Genomic DNA, 19,841 nt, shown 5'->3' on the forward strand with positions numbered 1-19,841 from the left:
TGTTAAAGAGCGGTTGGTTAAGAGCTTTCGTCTCAACCGAGGCGCGCATTCTACAGCAGCCTCTGTTGCTGTCAAGCGGTTATTTTCAGAAGTTTTCAAAGTTTCCTCTGCAACTTCAACCACTTGCGCTTCCGATCTCTCGTTAGCGGGAGGCGAATTCTACAGCGTTAGTCGCTGCTGTCAACACCTCTTTTTCTCCGCTTTCGACCGAGAAGATCGAGCCATCAATAAGGCGACAATACCCTGCCCTACCAACTCCTTCTGGCTTCGATGAACTGAAGCGTAACCGCTGTCGAAAACTGCGTAACTCGTTGTTTACCAAGGAGTTTTCCGTTTCGACTGCGCCGGAAGTGGGGCGAATTATAGACGTCCAGGATCTGCCGTCAACCTCTAATTTCACATTTCTGTCATATCGGTCAAAACAGCCCGAAAACACAAAGGCCGACCTCAAGAGGTCGGCCTTCTGCCCTTCTACTTACAAGCTAGGGAATGCGAATTGCGAAGCTTCATGGCTTGCCCGTTGCGGCCAGCGCTGGGTAATAGCCTTGCGACGCGTATAGAACCGCACGCCATCCGGGCCATAAGCATGCAGATCGCCGAACAGCGAACGCTTCCAGCCGCCAAAGCTGTGATACGCCACTGGCACCGGCAACGGTACGTTGACGCCGACCATACCCACTTCGATCTCATCGCAGAACAACCGCGCCGCTTCCCCATCACGGGTAAAGATGCAGGTGCCATTGCCATACTCGTGATCATTGATCAGTTGCATCGCCTCTTCAAGGCTGTTGACCCGGACGACGCACAGCACCGGCCCGAAGATCTCTTCTTTATAGATGCGCATCTCTGGCGTGACGTTATCGAACAAGCAGCCACCCAGGAAGAAGCCGTCCTCATGACCGGCCACGCTCAGACCACGACCGTCCACCACCAGCTTCGCACCGGCGGCTACGCCGTCTTCAACATAACCGCTGACCTTGTCCCGCGCCTGACCGGTGACCAGAGGCCCCATGTCCAGGCCACAAGTTGTACCAGCGCCGATTTTCAGTGCCTTGATCTGCGGTGTCAGTTTGGCCACCAACGCATCCGCCACCTGGTCACCGACACACACGGCCACCGAAATCGCCATGCAGCGCTCACCGCACGAACCGTAAGCGGCGCCCATCAACGCGCTGACCGCGTTATCCAGATCCGCATCCGGCATCAATACCGCATGGTTCTTCGCCCCGCCCAGCGCCTGGACGCGTTTGCCGCGCTTGGTGCCTTCGGCGTAGATGTATTCGGCAATCGGCGTCGAACCGACGAAGCTCAACGCTTTGACTTCCGGCGCTTCAATCAGTGCGTCCACTGCGGCCTTGTCGCCATGCACCACACTCAGCACGCCTTTCGGCAGGCCGGCTTCCAGTAACAATTGAGCGATCAGCAGCGTGGAGCTTGGATCGCGCTCGGACGGCTTGAGGATAAAGCAGTTGCCACAGACAATCGCCAACGGATACATCCACAGCGGCACCATGGCCGGGAAGTTGAACGGGGTAATGCCGGCCACTACGCCCAATGGCTGGAAATCCGACCAGGCATCGATGTTCGGCCCGACATTACGGCTGTACTCACCCTTGAGGATTTCTGGTGCCGCGCACGCGAACTCGACGTTCTCGATCCCGCGCTTCAATTCACCGGCAGCATCTTCCAGGGTCTTGCCGTGTTCTTCGCTGATCAGTTGTGCGATGCGGGATTCGTTCTGTTCCAGCAGTTGCTTGAAACGGAACATCACCTGAGCGCGCTTGGCCGCTGGCGTATTGCGCCAGGCCGGGAACGCAGCCTTGGCCGAGTCGATGGCTTTCTGAATGGTTTCGCGGCTGGCCAACGGCAGCTTGTGGATAACCTGGCCGGTGGACGGGTTGAACACATCGGCCGTGCGACCGTCTTCGGTCACCAGTTCGCCATTGATCAAATGCGGGATGAGGCTCATGCGGGGCTCCTGAAATTGTCCACAGGCGTCCTTTGAAAGGACGCCTTTATATAGAAGAGGGAATCAGTCGATCTTGTTCAGCACTTCGCCGACTGCATCGAACAGACGATCAAGGTCCTGCGGCTTGCTGTTGAAGGTTGGGCCGAACTGCAGGGTGTCGCCGCCGAAGCGCACGTAGAACCCGGCTTTCCACAGCGCCATGCCAGCTTCGAACGGACGCACGATGGCATCGCCGTCGCGAGGTGCAATCTGGATCGCACCGGCCAACCCGTAGTTGCGAATGTCGATGACGTTCTTGCTGCCCTTCACACCGTGCAGTGCGTTTTCGAAATGCGGTGCGACTTCGGCCACGCTCTGCACCAGGTTTTCCTTTTGCAGCAGGTCGAGTGCCGCCAGGCCTGCGGCGCAAGCCACCGGGTGCGCGGAATAGGTGTAGCCGTGCGGGAATTCCACCGCGTACTCAGGCGTCGCCTGGTTCATGAAGGTCTGGTAGATCTCGGAGCTGGCAATCACCGCGCCCATCGGGATCGCGCCGTTGGTGACTTGCTTGGCAATACACATCAGGTCCGGAGTGACACCAAAGCTGTCGGCACCGAACATCGAACCGGTACGACCGAAACCGGTGATCACTTCGTCGAACACCAGCAGGATGTTGTGCTGATCGCAGATCTCGCGCAGACGTTTGAGGTAACCCTGCGGCGGAACCAGCACGCCAGCGGAGCCGGCCAATGGCTCGACGAATACCGCGGCGATGTTCGAGGCATCGTGCAGTTCGATCAACTTGAGCAATTCATCCGCCAGCGCGATACCACCCTGCTCCGGCATGCCACGAGTGAAAGCATTGCTCGCCAACAAGGTGTGCGGCAGATGATCGACATCCATCATCGCCTGACCGAACAGTTTGCGGTTGCCGTTCACGCCGCCGAGGCTGGTGCCGGCGATGTTCACGCCGTGATAACCACGAGCGCGGCCGATCATCTTGGTCTTGGTCGCCTGGCCTTTCAGGCGCCAGTAGGCACGCACCATTTTCACCGCGGTATCTGCACATTCGGAACCCGAATCGGTGAAGAACACGTGATTCAGATTGCCCGGGGTCAGGTCGGTGATTTTCTCGGCCAACTGGAACGACAGCGGGTGACCGTACTGGAAGCCCGGCGAGTAATCGAGAGTGCCCAATTGCTTGGCCACCGCCTCCTGGATTTCCTTGCGGGTGTGCCCGGCGCCGCAGGTCCACAGACCCGAGAGCGAATCGTAGACCTTGCGGCCCTTGTCGTCTGTCAGCCAACTGCCCTCGGCCGCCACGATCAGGCGCGGGTCGCGCTGGAAATTGCGGTTCGCGGTGTAGGGCATCCAGTGAGCGTCAAGCTTGAGCTGGCTGGCCAGGGAAGTCGGGGCGTTTTCAGGCACGTTCATGGGCAAAACCTCGCAGGGCAAAATAAGCGGCGTGGAGATCAAAAGCGTTCTTGCAGCTAAATTGCCACGGGGATAAAGTCGGTGAAATCCAACTTTTCTAACCTTCAGTCAGACCCGGACTAAACTATGAGTACCCGTCGCCCCGATCCGCTGGCGCAAGTCAGTGACTTTGATATCCGCCTGCTGCGGATTTTTCGCAGCGTGGTGGAGTGTGGCGGCTTCTCCGCGGCGGAATCGGTGCTGGGTATCGGTCGCTCGGCCATCAGCCAGCAAATGAGCGATCTGGAGCAACGCCTGGGGCTGCGCCTGTGCCAGCGAGGTCGCGCGGGGTTTTCCCTGACCGAAGAAGGCCGTGAGGTCTACCAATCTGCGTTGCAGCTATTAAGTGCGCTGGAAAGTTTCCGCACCGAGGTCAACGGCCTGCACCAACACTTGCGCGGCGAATTAACCATCGGCCTGACCGACAACCTGGTCACCCTGCCCCACATGCGCATCACCCACGCCCTGGCCCAATTGAAGGAACGCGGCCCCGACGTGCAGATCCAGATCCGCATGATCGCGCCCAATGAAGTTGAACAAGGCGTGCTCGACGGTCGCTTGCATGTCGGCGTGGTGCCACAAGCCAGCGCGTTGTCGGGGCTGGAGTATCAGCCGCTCTACAGCGAACGCTCGCTGCTGTATTGCGCGGTCGGCCATCCGCTGTTCTATGTCGACGACAAACAACTGGATGATGAGCGCCTCAACAGCCAGGACGCCATCGCCCCGACCTTCCGTTTGCCCGCCGAGATTCAGGCCCATTACCAGGCGCTCAATTGCACCGCCAGTGCGTCGGATCGCGAGGGCATGGCCTTTCTGATCCTGACCGGGCGCTACATTGGTTACCTGCCGGATCACTACGCCAGCCTCTGGGTGCAGCAAGGCCGTTTGCGTGCACTGAAACCCAAGGCACGTTTTTATGACCTGAGCCTGGCATCGGTTACACGCAAGGGCCGTCGCCCGCATCTGGTTCTGGAGAGTTTTTTGGAAAGTCTGGCGGCGACTCGCTGAAAGCTTGTGGGAGCGGTGCCCAAGGTTTTATCGCCATAGGACTTGTCTGAGGCCCGTGGGTGCGCTATCAACGCATCTGGTTGCACCCATCTACCTGTTCGGAAGTGCCTATGACCTTTGAAGTCCCAGCCCACGGCGGCAAACCCGCCGGCCGCATTCGTCAGAAGAACGAAGAGACCATCATCAAAGCCGCCGAAGACGAGTTCGCCCGTCACGGGTTCAAAGGCACCAGCATGAACACCATCGCGCAAAAAGCCGGGTTGCCCAAAGCGAATCTGCATTACTACTTCACCAACAAACTCGGTTTGTACGTGGCGGTGCTGAGTAACATTCTTGAGTTGTGGGACAGCACTTTCAATACCCTGACCGTCGAGGACGATCCGGCAGAAGCATTGACCCGATACATTCGCGCAAAAATGGAGTTCTCCCGGCGCCAGCCACAAGCTTCGCGGGTCTTCGCCATGGAGGTCATCAGCGGCGGTGATTGCCTGACTGAGCATTTCAACCAGGACTACCGCACCTGGTTTCAAGGTCGGGCCGCGGTGTTCCAGGCGTGGATCGACGCCGGCAAAATGGACCCGATCGACCCGGTGCACCTGATTTTCCTGCTGTGGGGCAGCACCCAGCATTACGCCGACTTTGCCACGCAGATCTGCCGTGTCACCGGGCGCACCAAGTTGACCAAGCAAGACATGGAAGACGCCGGCAGCAACCTGATTCGCATCATTCTCAAAGGCTGCGGCCTGACGCCGGCTATTTAAGACACCCATGCCTTTTACCCTCAGCGGTTTTTGCGAATACCGCGAAGAGATTCGCAAAAGCCGCTTCATCGCCCTCGCCGCGCCGATCGCCAGCGCAGCCGATGCCCAGGCGTTCATCGAGCAACACAGTGATTTGAACGCCTCGCACAATTGCTGGGCCTGGAAGCTCGGCGATCAATACCGCAGCACTGACGATGGCGAACCCGGTGGCACCGCTGGCCGGCCGATCCTTGCGGCGATTGAAGCGCAGGATTGCGATCAGGTCGCGGTCGTAGTGATCCGCTGGTATGGCGGCATCCAGTTGGGCACCGGCGGCCTCGCCCGAGCGTACGGCGGCAGTGCCAACAAATGCCTGCAAGGGGCACCGAAAGTCGAGTTGATCAGTCGGGTGCCGGTCAGTTGTGCCTGTGCATTTGGCGAGTTGGCGTTGGTGAAGCTTCGGGTCGCGGAGCTGGGTGGTTTGGTGGTGGAGGAAACCTTCACGGCCAATGGTGTGGAACTGCAATTGGCGATTGGCGACGGGCAGATAAGTACGCTGCAAACGCAGCTGGCGGACTTAAGTCGCGGGCGTATTTTGTTGCAGCGTTAAGATCAAAAGATCGCAACCTTCGGCAGCTCTACGCGCCTATGGGCGCTGCGATCTTTTGGGGCACCCCGATTTTCTTTGCTCTCGACACTTGCCCACATCTGCTGTGCACCCGGCTGTGGATAACCTGAGCACATTCTGCTGTAACCCTTCTGTCATGCGGCTTTGCGGGCTTTGCTCATTTTTCGTCCAACTCGCCATCCGCAACGTTTATTCCACGTAAAAACAATCAGTTAGAGTGGTTTATCGCCATTAGAAGAAAGCCCCTCGGTGCTTATGCCCACACGGTCGGCTTGCGCACAGATACTGTGGAACAAGCTGTGGATAACCCGTTCATGGCTGGCGCAGCCCCATGCCTGACAATGCCTGCAGCTTATTGCTCGTTTTTTGACCAATTGATCGCGCGCAAAACCGGAGCCTGATCCAAAACCTTGCCCTCAAGTGGTGCCTCTCCAGGAGTTGGAATAGGTCGAGGCAGCGTCCGCAACGGCTGTGCCAACAGGCTTTTGCCGATTTCCTGACTCAATGGCCAGGAAATTGCTTTATCCACAGGCATATCCTTTTGCGACCCGAGCCTGTCATGTCCAACCCTGCGCCTCCCCCCGATCAAACACCCCGCCTGCAATTGCGCAGAATCAGCAAACGTTACCCCGGTTGCCTGGCCAACGATGCCATCGACTTGAGCATTGCGCCCGGTGAAATCCACGCCCTGCTCGGCGAAAACGGTGCGGGCAAAAGTACCCTGATGAAGATCATCTACGGCGTCACACACGCCGACTCAGGGGAGATGATCTGGCAGGGCCAGCGCGTGACCATGCGCAATCCGGCCCAGGCCCGCAGCCTCGGGATCGGCATGGTGTTCCAGCATTTCTCGCTGTTCGAAACCCTGAGCGTGGCGCAGAACATCGCCTTGGCGATGGGCGCTGCGGCCGGTACGCCGAAGCAGCTTGAACCGAAAATCCGCGAGGTGTCCCAACGCTATGGCATGGCGCTGGAACCGGAGCGACTGGTCCACAGCCTGTCCATCGGCGAGCGTCAGCGGGTGGAAATCATTCGCTGCCTGATGCAGGACATCCGCCTGCTGATTCTCGATGAACCGACGTCGGTACTGACCCCGCAAGAGGCCGACGAATTGTTCATCACGTTGCGCCGACTGGCCGCCGAGGGCTGCAGCATTCTGTTCATCAGCCACAAGCTCGGCGAAGTGCGCGCGCTGTGCCACAGCGCCACGGTGTTGCGCGGCGGACGAGTGGCCGGGCATTGCGTGCCGGCCGAGTGTTCGGACCGGCAACTGGCGCAGTTGATGGTCGGTGAAGCCGCTGAGCTGATTACTGACTATCCGAAGGTCAGGGGGGCTGACGCGTTTCTGAACGTGACCGGATTGTCCTGGTACAACCCGGACCCGTTCGGCTGCTCGCTCAAGGGCATCGATCTCGAGGTGCGCAGCGGCGAAATCGTCGGTGTCGCCGGAGTGGCCGGCAATGGCCAGGATGAGTTGCTGGCCTTGCTCAGCGGTGAAGAACGGCTGCCGGGAAATGACGGGGCGAAAATCAGTTTCGGCGGGCAACCGGTGGCGCACCTGCGGCCGGATGCACGACGCAAACTCGGCCTGGCCTTCGTCCCCGCCGAGCGCCTGGGGCATGGCGCGGTACCGGAACTGAGCCTGGCGGATAACGCCCTGCTCACCGCATTTCAACAAGGGCTGGTCAGCAATGGATTGATCCAGCGCAGCAAAGTCGAGGCACTGGCCGAAGACATCATCCGCCGCTTCGGGGTCAAGACACCCGATGCCCAGGCAGCGGCTCGCAGCCTGTCTGGTGGCAACTTGCAGAAATTCATCCTCGGCCGGGAAATCCTTCAGCAACCCAGGTTGTTGGTGGCCGCGCACCCGACCTGGGGCGTGGACGTCGGCGCCGCCGCAACCATTCACCGAGCACTGATTGCCTTGCGCGACGCTGGCGCGGCGATCCTGGTGATCTCCGAAGACCTCGACGAACTGTTCCAGATCAGCGATCGCCTCGGCGCCCTGTGTGGCGGTCGACTGTCGACACTGCAGCCCACCGTCGACACCCGCCTGATCGATGTCGGTGGCTGGATGGCCGGCCAGTTCGACACCCCTCAATCACCTGCACCCGTAACGCTTTAACGGAGTTTCACATGCTGCTTTCTCTCGAACCCCGTGGCCAGCAATCGCGCCTGATGTTGTGGTGCTCGCCGTTGCTGGCGGCTGTGTTGACCCTGGGCTGTGGCTCATTGTTGTTTATTGCGCTGGGCCACGACCCATTGCTGACCTTGCACACCCTGTTGATTGCACCGATCAGCGACCTGTATGGCGTCTCCGAACTGTTGGTCAAAGCGTTGCCGATCCTGCTCTGTGCATTGGGCCTGGCAGTGGCGTATCAGGCACGGATCTGGAACATCGGCGCCGAAGGTCAGTTGCTGCTCGGCGCCTTGGCCGGCAGTGCATTGGCGGTGAACATCATCGACCTGCAAAGCCGTTGGGCGCTGGTGTTGATCCTGCTCACCGGCACCCTGGCCGGTGCCGCGTGGGCCGGGCTGACGGCATGGCTGCGTACACGCTTCAACGCCAATGAAATCCTCACCAGCATCATGCTCAATTACATCGCGTTGAACCTGCTGCTGTTCTGCGTCCACGGGCCGCTGAAGGACCCGGCCGGGTTCAACTTTCCGGAGTCGGCGATGTTTGGCGATGCCAGTCGTTTGCCGTTGTTGATGGAGGACGGTCGGGTCCATGCGGGCGTGTATTTCGCCTTGCTCGCGCTGGTTGCGGTGTGGGTGTTGTTGCAGAAGAGCTTTGTCGGTTTCCAGATCAAAGTGCTCGGGCTGGACAAGCGCGCGGCGGGTTTTGTCGGCTTTCGCGAGAAGCGGCTGATCTGGCTGGCGCTGTTGATCAGCGGTGGCCTGGCGGGGCTGGCCGGGGTTTGCGAAGTCACCGGGCCCATCGGCCAACTGGTGCCGCAGGTTTCGCCGGGTTATGGCTATGCGGCGATCACCGTGGCGTTTCTCGGGCGGCTGAATCCCATCGGCATTCTGTTTTCCAGCCTGTTGATGGCGCTGCTGTACATCGGTGGCGAAAGCGCGCAGATGAGCATGAACCTGCCGCAAGCCATCACTCAATTGTTCCAGGGGATGATGCTGTTTTTCCTGCTGGCCAGTGACGTGCTGATTCTCTACCGACCACGTTTGAACCTGCGCTGGGTACGGCGCACCTCGACCACCGCCGTACAAGCAGGAGCCTTGTGATGGATATCGATCTGCTGAGCAATATTTTCTATGCCATGGTTCGCTGTGGCACACCGCTGCTGCTGGTGGCGTTGGGCGAGTTGATCTGCGAGAAGAGCGGCGTCCTCAATCTTGGGCAGGAAGGCATGATGCTGTTTGGGGCGGTGATCGGTTTTATCGTCGCCCTGAACAGCGGCAACCTCTGGCTCGGCGTGTTGCTGGCGATGTTCGCCGGGATGCTGTTGTCGTCACTGTTCGCCCTGGTGGCGCTGGTGTTCAACGCCAACCAGGTGGCGACAGGGTTGGCGTTGACGATCTTCGGCGTGGGCCTGTCGACCTTCGTTGGCGCTGCGTGGGTCGGCAAACCGTTGGCGGGTTTCGAGCCGCTGGCGATTCCTTATCTGAGTGAAATTCCGCTGATCGGGCGGATGCTGTTTGCCCAGGACCTGCTGGTGTATCTGTCGTTTGCCCTGTTTGCGCTGGTGGCCTGGGTGATTGTGAAAAGTCGCGTCGGGTTGATTATTCAGGCGGTCGGCGAAAGCCCGGACGCCGCCAGTGCAATGGGCTTGCCGGTGTTGCGCGTGCGTACGCTGGCGGTGCTGTTTGGCGGGGCGATGGCGGGGTTGGCTGGGGCATATTTGTCCCTGGCCTATACGCCGATGTGGGCGGAGAACATGAGCGCCGGTCGCGGCTGGATTGCCCTGGCGCTGGTGGTGTTTGCCAGTTGGCGAGTGTGGCGGTTGCTGCTTGGAGCGTATCTGTTCGGTCTCGCCAGCATCCTGCATTTGGTGGCGCAGGGCTTGGGGCTGGCAATTGCGTCGAGTCTGCTGGCGATGCTGCCGTATGTCGCGACCATTGTGGTGTTGGTGCTGCTGTCCCGGGATGCCGTGCGCACACGATTGTATGCGCCGGTGTCGTTGGGGCAGCCGTGGCGGGCGGGGCATTAAGTGGTGGCCCGCGAAGGCGTACGAACAGGCAACGCTTGGGCCACACCCCACATCAGTTCAAAGAACAGGAAAATCACCAATAGCGAACTCGCCCCACGGGCCAGCGCATAAGCCTGCCAGGCCGAAAACAGAAACCTCCCCACCGCGTCATATCGCCCAAACATCTGCTGCGGATCGCGAATCCGCAGCACGGCCCATACGCACACAATCGAGCCCAACAGATTCGCCATCAACATGTGCACCGGCTCGAACGGCGGTAGCTCGCCGGGCAGATTGAAAGTCTGACTCAGGTTTAACAGCACGCCATGCAACGCCGCAAAACTCCACGGCGTGGCAAATGCCGCCGTGACGATCAGGTCGTACCACCCGCTGCCACGCACCAGTTGACGATATTGCGTTGAAGTCCACATTGGCATTGCTCCATACATTCAGGGAGCAACAAGGCTAAAGCCTGGAGTATGCTCCAGGGTCAAGCCCTCTCGAGACATCAAGGAAGCCATTCATGTCCACGGCAAAAACCGCACTCATCATCGGCGCCTCCCGGGGACTGGGCCTCGGTCTGGTGAAAACCCTGCTGGCCGACGGCTGGCAAGTCACCGCCACCGTGCGCAACCCACAGGGTGCCGAAGCCTTGCAGGCGTTGGGCAAGGTACGGATCGAAAAACTCGACATGGACGACCAGCAAGCGGTCATCGCCCTCAGCCAACAGCTCAAGGGCGAGGTGTTTGACCTGTTGTTCGTGAATGCCGGGGTCAAGGGGCCGGAGGTCCAGACGCCGGGTGGCGCGACCCTGGCCGAGGTCGGTCAACTGTTCTTCACCAACGCCGTGGCGCCGATCAACCTGGCCCAGCGTTTCGTCGCGCAGATTCGTGAAGGCAGCGGCGTGCTGGCGTTCATGAGTTCGGTGCTGGGCAGCGTGACCATGCCCGACGCGCCGGAGCTGGCGCTGTACAAGGCCAGCAAAGCGGCGCTGAACTCGATGACCAACAGCTTCGTCACGCAATTGGGCGAACAGAAACTCACCGTGCTGTCGCTGCACCCGGGCTGGGTGAAGACCGACATGGGTGGCGAAGGTGCCGACATTGATGTGGAAACCAGCACCCGCGGGTTGATCGATCAGGTGAATGCGTATGCCGGCAAGGGCGGGCATCATTTTGTGAACTACCGGGGTGAAACCATTCCCTGGTAATCGGGTGTTGGATTTGACGCCTTCGCGGGCAAGCCTCGCTCCTACAGGTCCGACGCATGACTCTGTAGGAGCGAGGCTTGCCCGCGAAGCTTTTTTGATTGAAACTCCGCACCTCGCCCCCCGCGGCGACCCTGGATCAGCAGACAGGGCAACACTGAGCTGGCAACCCTGAACCCCACTTTCAGAGGAGCCGGCCACTATGCCTGCGACCCGTACCTGGTTAAAAAATCCCCTCGCCATTTTCACGGCCAACGCGCTCGATGCCCGTGGCGGTCTGGTGCTGCAAGACGGTTTGATCGTCGAAGTGCTCGGCGTCGGCCAGCAACCGTCAGCACCCTGTGGACAAGTCTTTGATGCCCGCGAACATGTGATCTTGCCGGGGCTGATCAACACCCATCACCACTTCTATCAAACCCTGACCCGCGCCTGGGCGCCGGTGGTCAATCAGCCATTGTTCCCGTGGTTGAAAACCCTCTATCCGGTCTGGGCCCGGCTCACGCCGGAAAAACTCGCCCTCGCCACCAAAGTCGCCTTGGCCGAGTTGCTGCTGTCCGGCTGCACCACCGCGGCCGATCACCATTACCTGTTTCCGGAAGGCCTGGAAAATGCGATCGACGTGCAGGTCGAGAGTGTCCGCGAACTGGGCATGCGCGCCATGCTCACTCGCGGTTCAATGAGCCTTGGTGAAAAAGACGGGGGGCTGCCGCCGCAGCAGACCGTGCAGCAGGGCGAAGTGATTCTCGCCGACAGCCAACGCTTGATTGCCGAGTACCACGAACGTGGTGACGGCGCGCAAATCCAGATCGCTTTGGCGCCCTGCTCGCCATTTTCAGTAACCCCGCAAATCATGTCCGCCAGCGCCGAACTGGCAAACACCCTCGACGTGCGCCTGCACACTCACCTGGCCGAAACCCTCGACGAAGAAGACTTCTGCCTGCAACGCTTCGGCCTGCGTACCGTGGATTATCTGGACAGCGTCGGCTGGCTCGGCCCACGCACCTGGCTGGCCCACGGCATTCATTTCAACCCCGACGAAATCGCCCGCCTCGGCGCGGCCGGCACCGGTATTTGCCATTGCCCGAGTTCGAACATGCGCCTGGCTTCAGGGATTTGCCCAACCATCGAGTTGACCGACGCTGGCGCGTTGCTGGGCCTGGGCGTGGACGGTTCGGCGTCCAACGATGCCTCGAACATGATGCTCGAAACCCGACAGGCGCTGTACATCCAGCGTCTGCGTTATGGCGCGCAGAAGATCACCCCGGAACGCGTATTGGGCTGGGCCACCAAGGGTTCGGCGCAGTTGCTCGGGCGCAGCGACATCGGCGAACTGGCGGTGGGCAAGCAAGCGGATCTGGCGCTGTTCAAACTGGATGAGCTGCGCTTCTCCGGCAGCCATGATCCGGTGTCGGCGCTGCTGCTGTGCGGCGCGGACCGGGCAGACCGGGTGATGATCGGCGGCAAGTGGCGGGTGATCGATGGGCAGGTCGAGGGGCTGGACCTGAAAGGGTTGATCGCCGATCACAGCCAGGCGGCTCGGCAGTTGATCGCCGGCGTCTAAGTCGACGCAGACCTATTGCGGGAGACACTCGCACCAGCGGATGGCGTGAATTCGCGAGGGTGCACCGGGATGGTTCTGTGGTGGTCGTTAGGGCCCCTTCGCGGGCAAGCCTCGCTCCTACAGGAATTGTGCCTATCGCGGGATTGGGTGCAACGCAAAACCTGTAGGAGCGAGGCTTGCCCGCGAATGCCGTTATGCGGCCACGGATTTTGTTGTCCTGTTGGTCAGCAATTTGCATTGACCCGATACACCTCACAACAAAATGGAGTTCCAGTTCATGCACAAACGTCCGTTGAAGCAGCTGCTTTGCGCTGTCGCCGCAGCCATCGGTCTGAGCGCCAGCCTGACCGCCAGTGCTGCCGCCCCGCTGAAAGTCGGCTTCGTCTATATCGGCCCGATCGGTGATCACGGCTGGACGTATCAGCATGAACAGGGACGCAAGGCACTGGCGGAGAAGTTCGGTGACCAGATCACCACCAACTACGTGGAGAACGTCGCCGAAGGCGCCGATGCCGAGCGGGTGATCCGCAACATGGCCAAGGACCAGTACGACCTGATCTTCACCACGTCTTTCGGCTATATGAACCCGACCCTGAAAGTTGCCAAGCAATTTCCCAAGGTGACCTTCGAACACGCCACAGGCTACAAGCAGGACAAGAACCTCGGCACTTACCTGGCACGCACTTACGAGGGCCGCTACGTCGGCGGTTTCCTTGCGGCGAAGATGACCAAGACCAAGAAAATCGGCTACGTCGCTTCCTTCCCGATTCCAGAAGTGATCCGCGACATCAACGCCATCCAGCTGGCCCTGAACAAGTACAACCCGGGCACCGAGATCAAAGTGGTGTGGGTCAATTCCTGGTTCGATCCGGGCAAGGAAGCCGACGCCGCCAATGCGCTGATCGATCAGGGCGTGGACGTGGTGTTCCAGCACACCGACAGCCCGGCGCCGATCCAGGCAGCAGAACGGCGTGGCGTGTATGCCGTCGGCTATGCATCGGACATGGCGCACTTCGGGCCGAAAGCGGTGTTGACGTCTATCGTCAACGACTGGGGCCCGCACTACATTCAGGCGACCCAAAGTGTGCTCGACCATGCATGGAAATCCCAGGATTACTGGGGCGGTTTGCAGGAAGGCACGGTTGAGCTGCCAATCAGCGACCTGGTGCCGGCCGCAGTGAAAACCGAAGCCGAGCAGATCATTGCCGACATCAAGAGCGGCGCGTTGCATCCGTTCACCGGGCCGATCAAGGATCAGGCCGGCGTGGAGAAAATCCCGGCGGGCGTGAGCGCGACCAATGCGCAACTGGCGTCGATGAACTACTACGTCGAAGGCATGAAGGCTGAGATGCCGAAGTGATTTTTTACCCGTGACACCGCCAAGATCGCAGCCTGCGGCAGCGCCTACATGGATTGACTTACACCTGTAGGAGCTGTCGAGCGAAGCGAGGCTGCGATCTTTTGGCCCCAGCATAAAACCTCGCCTGGAACACTTCATGAACCAACTCCCGATCATCGACATCGCCCCGCTCTACAGCGATGACGCTCAAGCCTGGCAATCGGTCGCCACAGGCATCGACCGCGCCTGCCGCGAATGGGGCTTTTTCTATATCAAGGGCCACCCGATCGCTTCGTCGCGCATCGAGGCAGTGCTCGACCATGCCCAACGCTTCTTCGCCCTGCCCGCCGCCGAAAAACTCAAGATCGACATCACCCGGACCCGCCACCACCGCGGCTATGGCGCCATCGCCACCGAACAACTCGACCCGAGCAAACCCAGCGACCTGAAAGAAACCTTCGACATGGGCCTGCATCTGCCGGCCGATCATCCCGAGGTGCTGGCGGAAAAACCCTTGCGCGGACCCAACCGTCATCCGTCGATGCCCGGTTGGGAATCGCTGATGGAGCAGCACTACGTCGACATGCAAGCACTCGCGCAAACCCTGCTGCGAGCCATGACCCTGGCATTGGGCATCGAGCGTGACTTCTTCGATAGCCGTTTCAAAGAACCGGTCAGCGTGCTGCGGATGATCCATTACCCGCCGCGCCACACTGCCAGCTCCATCGATCAGCAAGGTGCCGGCGCCCATACCGATTACGGTTGCATCACCCTGCTCTACCAGGACGCCGCTGGGGGGTTGCAAGTGCGCAACGTAAAAGGCGAATGGATCGATGCACCGCCGATCGAAGGCACGTTCGTGGTCAACCTCGGCGACATGATGGCGCGCTGGAGCAACGACCGTTACCTGTCGACGCCACATCGGGTGATCAGCCCGCTGGGAGTGGATCGGTACTCGATGCCGTTCTTTGCCGAGCCACACCCCGACACCCCCATCGAATGCCTGCCCGGTTGCCAGGACGAACAGCATCCGGCGAAGTATCCGGCCACCACTTGCGCCGAATTCTTGCTCTCGCGCTTTGCCGACACCTACGCTTATCGACGGGAACAGGAAGCCGTGTAATGAACCGGCTGGTCAGGTTTTACTCATTGTTTCGGCGGGCATCTGTAGAATGCCCCCATTGCACTTGATGAGATTTCAAAAATGTACGACTGGCTGAACGCTCTGCCCAAGGCAGAATTGCACTTGCACCTGGAAGGTTCGCTGGAGCCTGAGCTGCTGTTCGCCCTGGCCGAACGCAACAAGATCGCCCTGCCGTGGAACGACGTCGACACCCTGCGCAAGGCCTACGCCTTCAACAACCTGCAAGAGTTTCTCGACCTGTATTACCAGGGCGCCGATGTGCTGCGCACCTCCCAGGATTTCTACGACCTGACCTGGGCCTACCTGTTGCGCTGCAAGGAACAGAACGTGATTCACACCGAACCGTTCTTCGACCCGCAAACCCACACCGACCGTGGCATCCCGTTCGAAGTGGTGCTCAACGGCATCGCCGCCGCATTGAAAGATGGCGAGCAGCAACTGGGGATCACCAGCGGTTTGATCCTCAGCTTCCTGCGCCACTTGAGCGAAGACGAAGCGCAGAAAACCCTCGACCAGGCGCTGCCGTTCCGTGATGCATTCGTGGCCGTGGGCCTGGACAGCTCTGAAATGGGCCACCCGCCGAGCAAGTTCCAGCGCGTATTTGACCGTGCCCGCCACGAAGGCTTCCTGACCGTGGCCCACGCCGGTGAAGAAGGCCCACCCGAGTACATCTGGGAAGCCCTCGACCTGCTGAAAATCCAGCGCATCGACCACGGCGTGCGCGCCATCGAAGACGAGCGCTTGATGCAGCGGATCATCGATGAGCAGATCCCGCTGACGGTGTGCCCGTTGTCGAACACCAAGCTTTGCGTGTTCGATCACATGTCCCAGCACAACATCCTCGACATGCTCGAACGCGGCGTGAAGGTCACGGTGAACTCCGATGACCCGGCGTACTTCGGTGGCTATGTCACCGAGAACTTCCACGCGCTGTACACCGATCTGGGCATGACCCAGGATCAGGCCAAGCGTCTGGCGCAGAACAGCCTGGATGCGCGGTTGGTGAAACCTTAAAGGTCACCCGATAAACCTGTAGGAGCGGGCCAGCCCGCTCCTACAGGTTCGGTGACTAATTGATGATCACCGGCTCGCTCAATTCTTCCAATGTCTTGCCCCGGGTTTCCATCCCGAAGATCCACACCACTGCCGCCGCAATCGCAAAGCACATCGCCCCCAACGCAAACACCCCGCCCTGCCCCGTCATCGGGAATACCAGCCCGGTCACCATTGGCCCGAGCAGCGAACCCACGCGGCCGATGGCCGAAGCGAACCCCGAGCCCGTGGCCCGTGCCGACGTCGGGTACAACTCCGGGGTGTAGGTGTAGAGCACCGCCCACATGCCGAACAGGAAGAACTGCATCAGCAGCCCCGATGTAATCAACAGGCTGACGTTGCCGCCGAACACCGCGCTCTGACCATAAAGAAACGCCATCACCCCGCCGCCGAGCAAGGTCACGACGCACACCGGTTTGCGCCCCCAACGCTCCACCAGCCAGGCAGCCATGAGGAACCCGGGAATCCCGCCGAGGGAAATCAGCACCGTGTAATACACCGACTGGGTCACGGCGAAACCCGACTGTTGCAGCAGCGCACTGAGCCAGGACGTCAGGCCATAGAAACCCAGCAAGGCGAAGAACCACACGCTCCAGATCATCATCGTGCGCCGGCGATATTGCACCGACCAGATTTCCCGCAGCGCGGAGAAGAAGTTGCCCGGTTGACTCGCCACCCGTGGCAGGCGAATCGGCTCAGGCAGATCCGAACGGCCCAATGAAGCCCGAACCCGTTCTTCAATGCGGTGTAAAACCGTGTCCGCTGCATCATGATGCCCGGCCTGTTCCAGCCATCGCGGTGACTCGGGTATGAAAAAACGAATCGCCAGGACGAACACCGCCGGCACCGCCAACACCAGGAAGATGTCGCGCCAGCCAATCACCGGCAACAGGAAGTACGACAGCACCCCGGCCGCGACGAAACCGAGCGGCCAAAAGCCGTCCATCAATGCGATGTAACGCCCACGACGCTTGGCCGGAATCAGCTCCGACAGCATCGACTGCGCAATTGGAAACTCCATGCCCATGCCGATCCCCAAGAGGATACGGAACAACGTCAGCATTTCGACGTTCTGCGCCGTGGAACACAGGTAGCTGGCGATGCCCCACAACACAATGCTCCACTGGAACACCGGTTTGCGCCCGAAGCGGTCGGCCAGCATGCCGGACAGCGAGGCACCCACGACCATGCCGAAGAAACTCGAACTGGCCAGCAACCCGGCCTGCGCCGTGCTCAGGCCGAACTCGGTTTTGATCGAGCCTAGCAGGAAGGTCATCATCGCCAGGTCCATGGAGTCGAAGAAAAACGCCAAGGCAATGATGATGAAAATGATGCGGTGATAACCACTGATGGGCAGCCGTTCCAGTCGTTCTGCCGCGCTGAAGCTTCGTGTTTCCATGCCACCTTCCCCCAATCCGAAAGTCCCCGGATCGAGTGTGCGCGATAGTGACTGGGGGTTATTGCTGGATACGACCTGCCCACAGCTCTGAACGACGCCTGAAGCCCAGAATCCCGGACATCGTCCCCCAATGGCTCTAAAGCGCCATTTCCAGCTCGGTTTCCTTGGCGAAACGATGGATTTCACGTTGCCCCGTGGCCGTGATCTGCAAGGCTCGCGAATCGCTGGGCAGGCTCAACCAGCCGGACTGCATGAACAGTTGCAACAAGGCCGCCCCCAAGGAACCACCCATGTGCGGGCGTCTTTCGCTCCAGTCCGGGCACGCGCAGGCGACTCTGCCGTTGCGGTGGGCCAGCGCCTGGATGAACACACCGCGTGCTGCCAATTGCGTGGAACCCTTGTGAGTGATCATGACCCGCTGATCGAGCTGCTCGATCCAGCCGGCATCCAGCAGACGCTGGTAAAGATCGGCGGCCAGGGTACCGCCCAGATGGTCGTCACAAAGCCTGGCCCGTAGCAGTGACGAAGGCGCCGCCTGAGGTTTGGCGATAGGGCTCGTGCGTTTGAACACCTCTGGAATATCCCGAGGCGCGCTGGCCAGGGTAGCACTGGCCAGGGCTTCTATCGCGGCGCCGACTTCGGGCGCGGCAAGCCGGAAAAACCGTTTGCGCCCACGGGTTTCGACTTTCAACAGACCGCCGGTGGACAAGCGCCCCAGATGCGCACTGGCCGAAGACGGCGACAGGCCCGCCAGCAACGCCAGCTCCTCAGTGTGCCGTGCCGTGCCGTCCATCAAGGCCCACATCATTGCGCTGCGCTTTGGGTCAGCCAGCAACGTGGCAATCTGGCTGATGCAAGGTGCATGTTCCATGTATTCACTCCCTGTTGAATCGTTTCGTCTACTGCTCAGAGACATCTTGACCAGTAATGTGTCCTCGGCCAAGACGCGAAAACCGCCATAAGCCGGGCAAAGCCACCCGCTCACCCAGGCCATTGCTTCGCGGGTGCAGCGAAGGTCCGGTGATGACCGTAGGGTCTGACCGACTCGAACGTGGACTCGCCATTGCGAGATCGACGGCGCGTACATGAGGCGGGCGCTAGTATAAGCGGGTTAACCGCCGGTTCCTGCCCTCGGGAATCCATTGGTGGTGATAGTTCCTGACAGAAATTTCGCTATTTGCCTGCGACTAATGATCGACACCCGATATCGTCGGAAATTGACTGCTTATCCGAGCGCATCGGCTGGCAAGCATTTCCCGCAAAAGGTTCACCGGCTTACTCAATTGTGCGCGATGGGCGCACAGTAAATTCAGCGGTGCGCGCTCACAGAGCAATTCAGGCATCAGCACTTTCAAGCGACCGGCGAGCACATCGGTGGCGACATCGAGCCAGGACTTATACGCAATCCCCGCTCCCGCCACGGCCCACAGCCGCACCACATCGGCATCGTCACTGAAGCGATCGCCGCTGACGGTCAGGCTCACCTCACGTTTTCCGTCGTGAAAACTCCAGTGATCGTGGACCCGGCTACCGAGCATAAACAGCAGGCAATTGTGCTGCGCCAATTGCTCCAGCTGCCGTGGTTCGCCATGTCGGGCCAGATAACTCGGCGCAGCACACAGCACGCGGCGGTTCTGCGGTGCGATGGGTAAGGCTACCAGGCTCGAGTCTTCCGGCTCGCCGTAACGCAAGGCGATGTCCACCGGTTGGCGGAACAGGTCGGCGATGCGGTCGCCCAGCAGCAACCGTACAGTGAGTTTCGGATGCTCGCGCTGAAACTCGTCGAGCCATGGCAACAGCAGGTTGCGCCCGAAATCCGAAGGCGCCGACAGCTGCAAAATCCCACTGACCTGATCTTGCCCACTGGCCAGCAAACGGCGGCCCTCATCGAGATTGCTCAAGGCGGCCCGGGCGTACTCCAGAAAGCCCTCGCCTTCGGCCGTCAGGCGCAGGCTACGGGTAGAGCGGGTGAGCAAGCGTGCGCCAAGTTGTTGTTCGATGCGCTTCAACGCCGCGCTGGCCACCGCCGCCGACATATCCATCCCCCGTGCCGCCGCCGACAGACTGCCCAGGTCCGCCGCCCGAACGAACAACTGCAAGTCATCGAAACGCAACATCTTCAGCCCCGATTATCAAAAAAATGTTGAAAGAGACTGCTCTTTTAGCGGGTTTTATCTTGCAGAGAAATAACCA

The 19,841-nt window shown here is 60.2% G+C and carries 18 protein-coding genes; 11 read left to right on the top strand and 7 right to left on the bottom strand.

Going from position 1 to position 19,841, the window contains the following annotated elements:
- Window positions 1-475 precede the first annotated feature (475 nt).
- On the bottom strand, window positions 476-1,969 hold the full coding sequence (locus tag AC07V0_RS03820) for a CoA-acylating methylmalonate-semialdehyde dehydrogenase (RefSeq protein ID WP_019582319.1): 1,494 nt from the start codon (window positions 1,967-1,969) through the stop codon (window positions 476-478).
- 63 nt (window positions 1,970-2,032) lie between these two features.
- Entirely contained in the window at window positions 2,033-3,382 is a 1,350-nt protein-coding gene (gene aptA, locus AC07V0_RS03825; RefSeq protein ID WP_018928366.1) for an omega-aminotransferase AptA, read from the bottom strand.
- A 126-nt stretch (window positions 3,383-3,508) separates the two neighbouring features.
- Here aptA and AC07V0_RS03830 point away from each other — a divergent pair, with 126 nt between their 5' ends.
- The 3 genes from AC07V0_RS03830 (at window position 3,509) to AC07V0_RS03840 (ending at window position 5,779) form a co-directional block, all read left to right on the top strand.
- On the top strand, window positions 3,509-4,429 hold the full coding sequence (locus AC07V0_RS03830) for a LysR family transcriptional regulator (RefSeq protein ID WP_007940170.1): 921 nt from the start codon (window positions 3,509-3,511) through the stop codon (window positions 4,427-4,429).
- 110 nt (window positions 4,430-4,539) lie between these two features.
- A complete protein-coding gene (locus AC07V0_RS03835) occupies window positions 4,540-5,190 on the top strand; it encodes a TetR/AcrR family transcriptional regulator (protein WP_018928367.1) in 651 nt (216 codons plus the stop codon).
- A gap of 7 nt (window positions 5,191-5,197) precedes the next feature.
- Window positions 5,198-5,779 carry an IMPACT family protein gene (locus tag AC07V0_RS03840; RefSeq protein ID WP_019582316.1) on the top strand — a complete coding sequence of 194 codons (582 nt, stop codon included), beginning with the start codon at window positions 5,198-5,200 and terminating at the stop codon, window positions 5,777-5,779.
- A gap of 370 nt (window positions 5,780-6,149) precedes the next feature.
- On the opposite strand, the gene AC07V0_RS03845 is transcribed toward AC07V0_RS03840, so the two are convergent.
- On the bottom strand, window positions 6,150-6,326 hold the full coding sequence (locus AC07V0_RS03845) for a hypothetical protein (RefSeq protein ID WP_258613062.1): 177 nt from the start codon (window positions 6,324-6,326) through the stop codon (window positions 6,150-6,152).
- Between the two features lie 30 nt (window positions 6,327-6,356).
- Between AC07V0_RS03845 and AC07V0_RS03850 the strand changes: the two genes are divergently transcribed.
- The 3 genes from AC07V0_RS03850 to AC07V0_RS03860 are packed head-to-tail and all read left to right on the top strand — an operon-like array spanning window position 6,357 to window position 9,966.
- A complete protein-coding gene (locus AC07V0_RS03850; RefSeq protein WP_495019396.1) occupies window positions 6,357-7,922 on the top strand; it encodes an ABC transporter ATP-binding protein in 1,566 nt (521 codons plus the stop codon).
- Between the two features lie 11 nt (window positions 7,923-7,933).
- Window positions 7,934-9,040, top strand: coding sequence for an ABC transporter permease (locus AC07V0_RS03855; protein ID WP_018928370.1), 1,107 nt, complete (start codon window positions 7,934-7,936; stop codon window positions 9,038-9,040).
- The gene (locus AC07V0_RS03860) at window positions 9,040-9,966 is read left to right on the top strand and encodes an ABC transporter permease (protein ID WP_019582313.1); all 927 of its coding nucleotides are present in this window, start codon (window positions 9,040-9,042) and stop codon (window positions 9,964-9,966) included. The genes AC07V0_RS03855 and AC07V0_RS03860 overlap by 1 nt, the downstream gene beginning before the upstream one ends.
- Here AC07V0_RS03860 and AC07V0_RS03865 read toward each other — a convergent pair.
- On the bottom strand, window positions 9,963-10,376 hold the full coding sequence (locus AC07V0_RS03865) for a hypothetical protein (protein ID WP_064616089.1): 414 nt from the start codon (window positions 10,374-10,376) through the stop codon (window positions 9,963-9,965). The two genes, AC07V0_RS03860 and AC07V0_RS03865, sit on opposite strands and share 4 nt — an antisense overlap.
- 92 nt (window positions 10,377-10,468) lie before the next feature.
- Here AC07V0_RS03865 and AC07V0_RS03870 point away from each other — a divergent pair, with 92 nt between their 5' ends.
- The 5 genes from AC07V0_RS03870 (at window position 10,469) to AC07V0_RS03890 (ending at window position 16,210) form a co-directional block, all read left to right on the top strand.
- Window positions 10,469-11,155 carry an SDR family oxidoreductase gene (locus AC07V0_RS03870; protein ID WP_019582311.1) on the top strand — a complete coding sequence of 229 codons (687 nt, stop codon included), beginning with the start codon at window positions 10,469-10,471 and terminating at the stop codon, window positions 11,153-11,155.
- Window positions 11,156-11,354: 199 nt separating this feature from the next.
- Entirely contained in the window at window positions 11,355-12,713 is a 1,359-nt protein-coding gene (locus AC07V0_RS03875; protein ID WP_111455411.1) for an 8-oxoguanine deaminase, read from the top strand.
- A 277-nt stretch (window positions 12,714-12,990) separates the two neighbouring features.
- Window positions 12,991-14,073, top strand: a complete 1,083-nt coding sequence (locus tag AC07V0_RS03880) for a BMP family ABC transporter substrate-binding protein (RefSeq protein ID WP_018928375.1) — start codon at window positions 12,991-12,993, stop codon at window positions 14,071-14,073.
- Window positions 14,074-14,209: 136 nt separating this feature from the next.
- A complete protein-coding gene (locus AC07V0_RS03885) occupies window positions 14,210-15,175 on the top strand; it encodes a 2-oxoglutarate and iron-dependent oxygenase domain-containing protein (RefSeq protein WP_138866734.1) in 966 nt (321 codons plus the stop codon).
- Between the two features lie 81 nt (window positions 15,176-15,256).
- The gene (locus AC07V0_RS03890; RefSeq protein WP_018928377.1) at window positions 15,257-16,210 is read left to right on the top strand and encodes an adenosine deaminase; all 954 of its coding nucleotides are present in this window, start codon (window positions 15,257-15,259) and stop codon (window positions 16,208-16,210) included.
- A gap of 55 nt (window positions 16,211-16,265) precedes the next feature.
- Here the strand turns inward: AC07V0_RS03890 and AC07V0_RS03895 are convergent, their stop codons facing one another.
- The 3 genes from AC07V0_RS03895 to vimR form a co-directional block, all read right to left on the bottom strand.
- A complete protein-coding gene (locus AC07V0_RS03895) occupies window positions 16,266-17,648 on the bottom strand; it encodes an MFS transporter (RefSeq protein WP_028940369.1) in 1,383 nt (460 codons plus the stop codon).
- 136 nt (window positions 17,649-17,784) lie between these two features.
- Window positions 17,785-18,519 carry an ArsR/SmtB family transcription factor gene (locus AC07V0_RS03900; protein ID WP_028940370.1) on the bottom strand — a complete coding sequence of 245 codons (735 nt, stop codon included), beginning with the start codon at window positions 18,517-18,519 and terminating at the stop codon, window positions 17,785-17,787.
- A gap of 316 nt (window positions 18,520-18,835) precedes the next feature.
- The gene (gene vimR, locus AC07V0_RS03905) at window positions 18,836-19,765 is read right to left on the bottom strand and encodes a transcription regulator VimR (protein WP_019651868.1); all 930 of its coding nucleotides are present in this window, start codon (window positions 19,763-19,765) and stop codon (window positions 18,836-18,838) included.
- Window positions 19,766-19,841: the final 76 nt, after the last annotated feature.

It is taken from the genome of Pseudomonas sp. GW821-FHT01E10 (assembly GCF_059422365.1).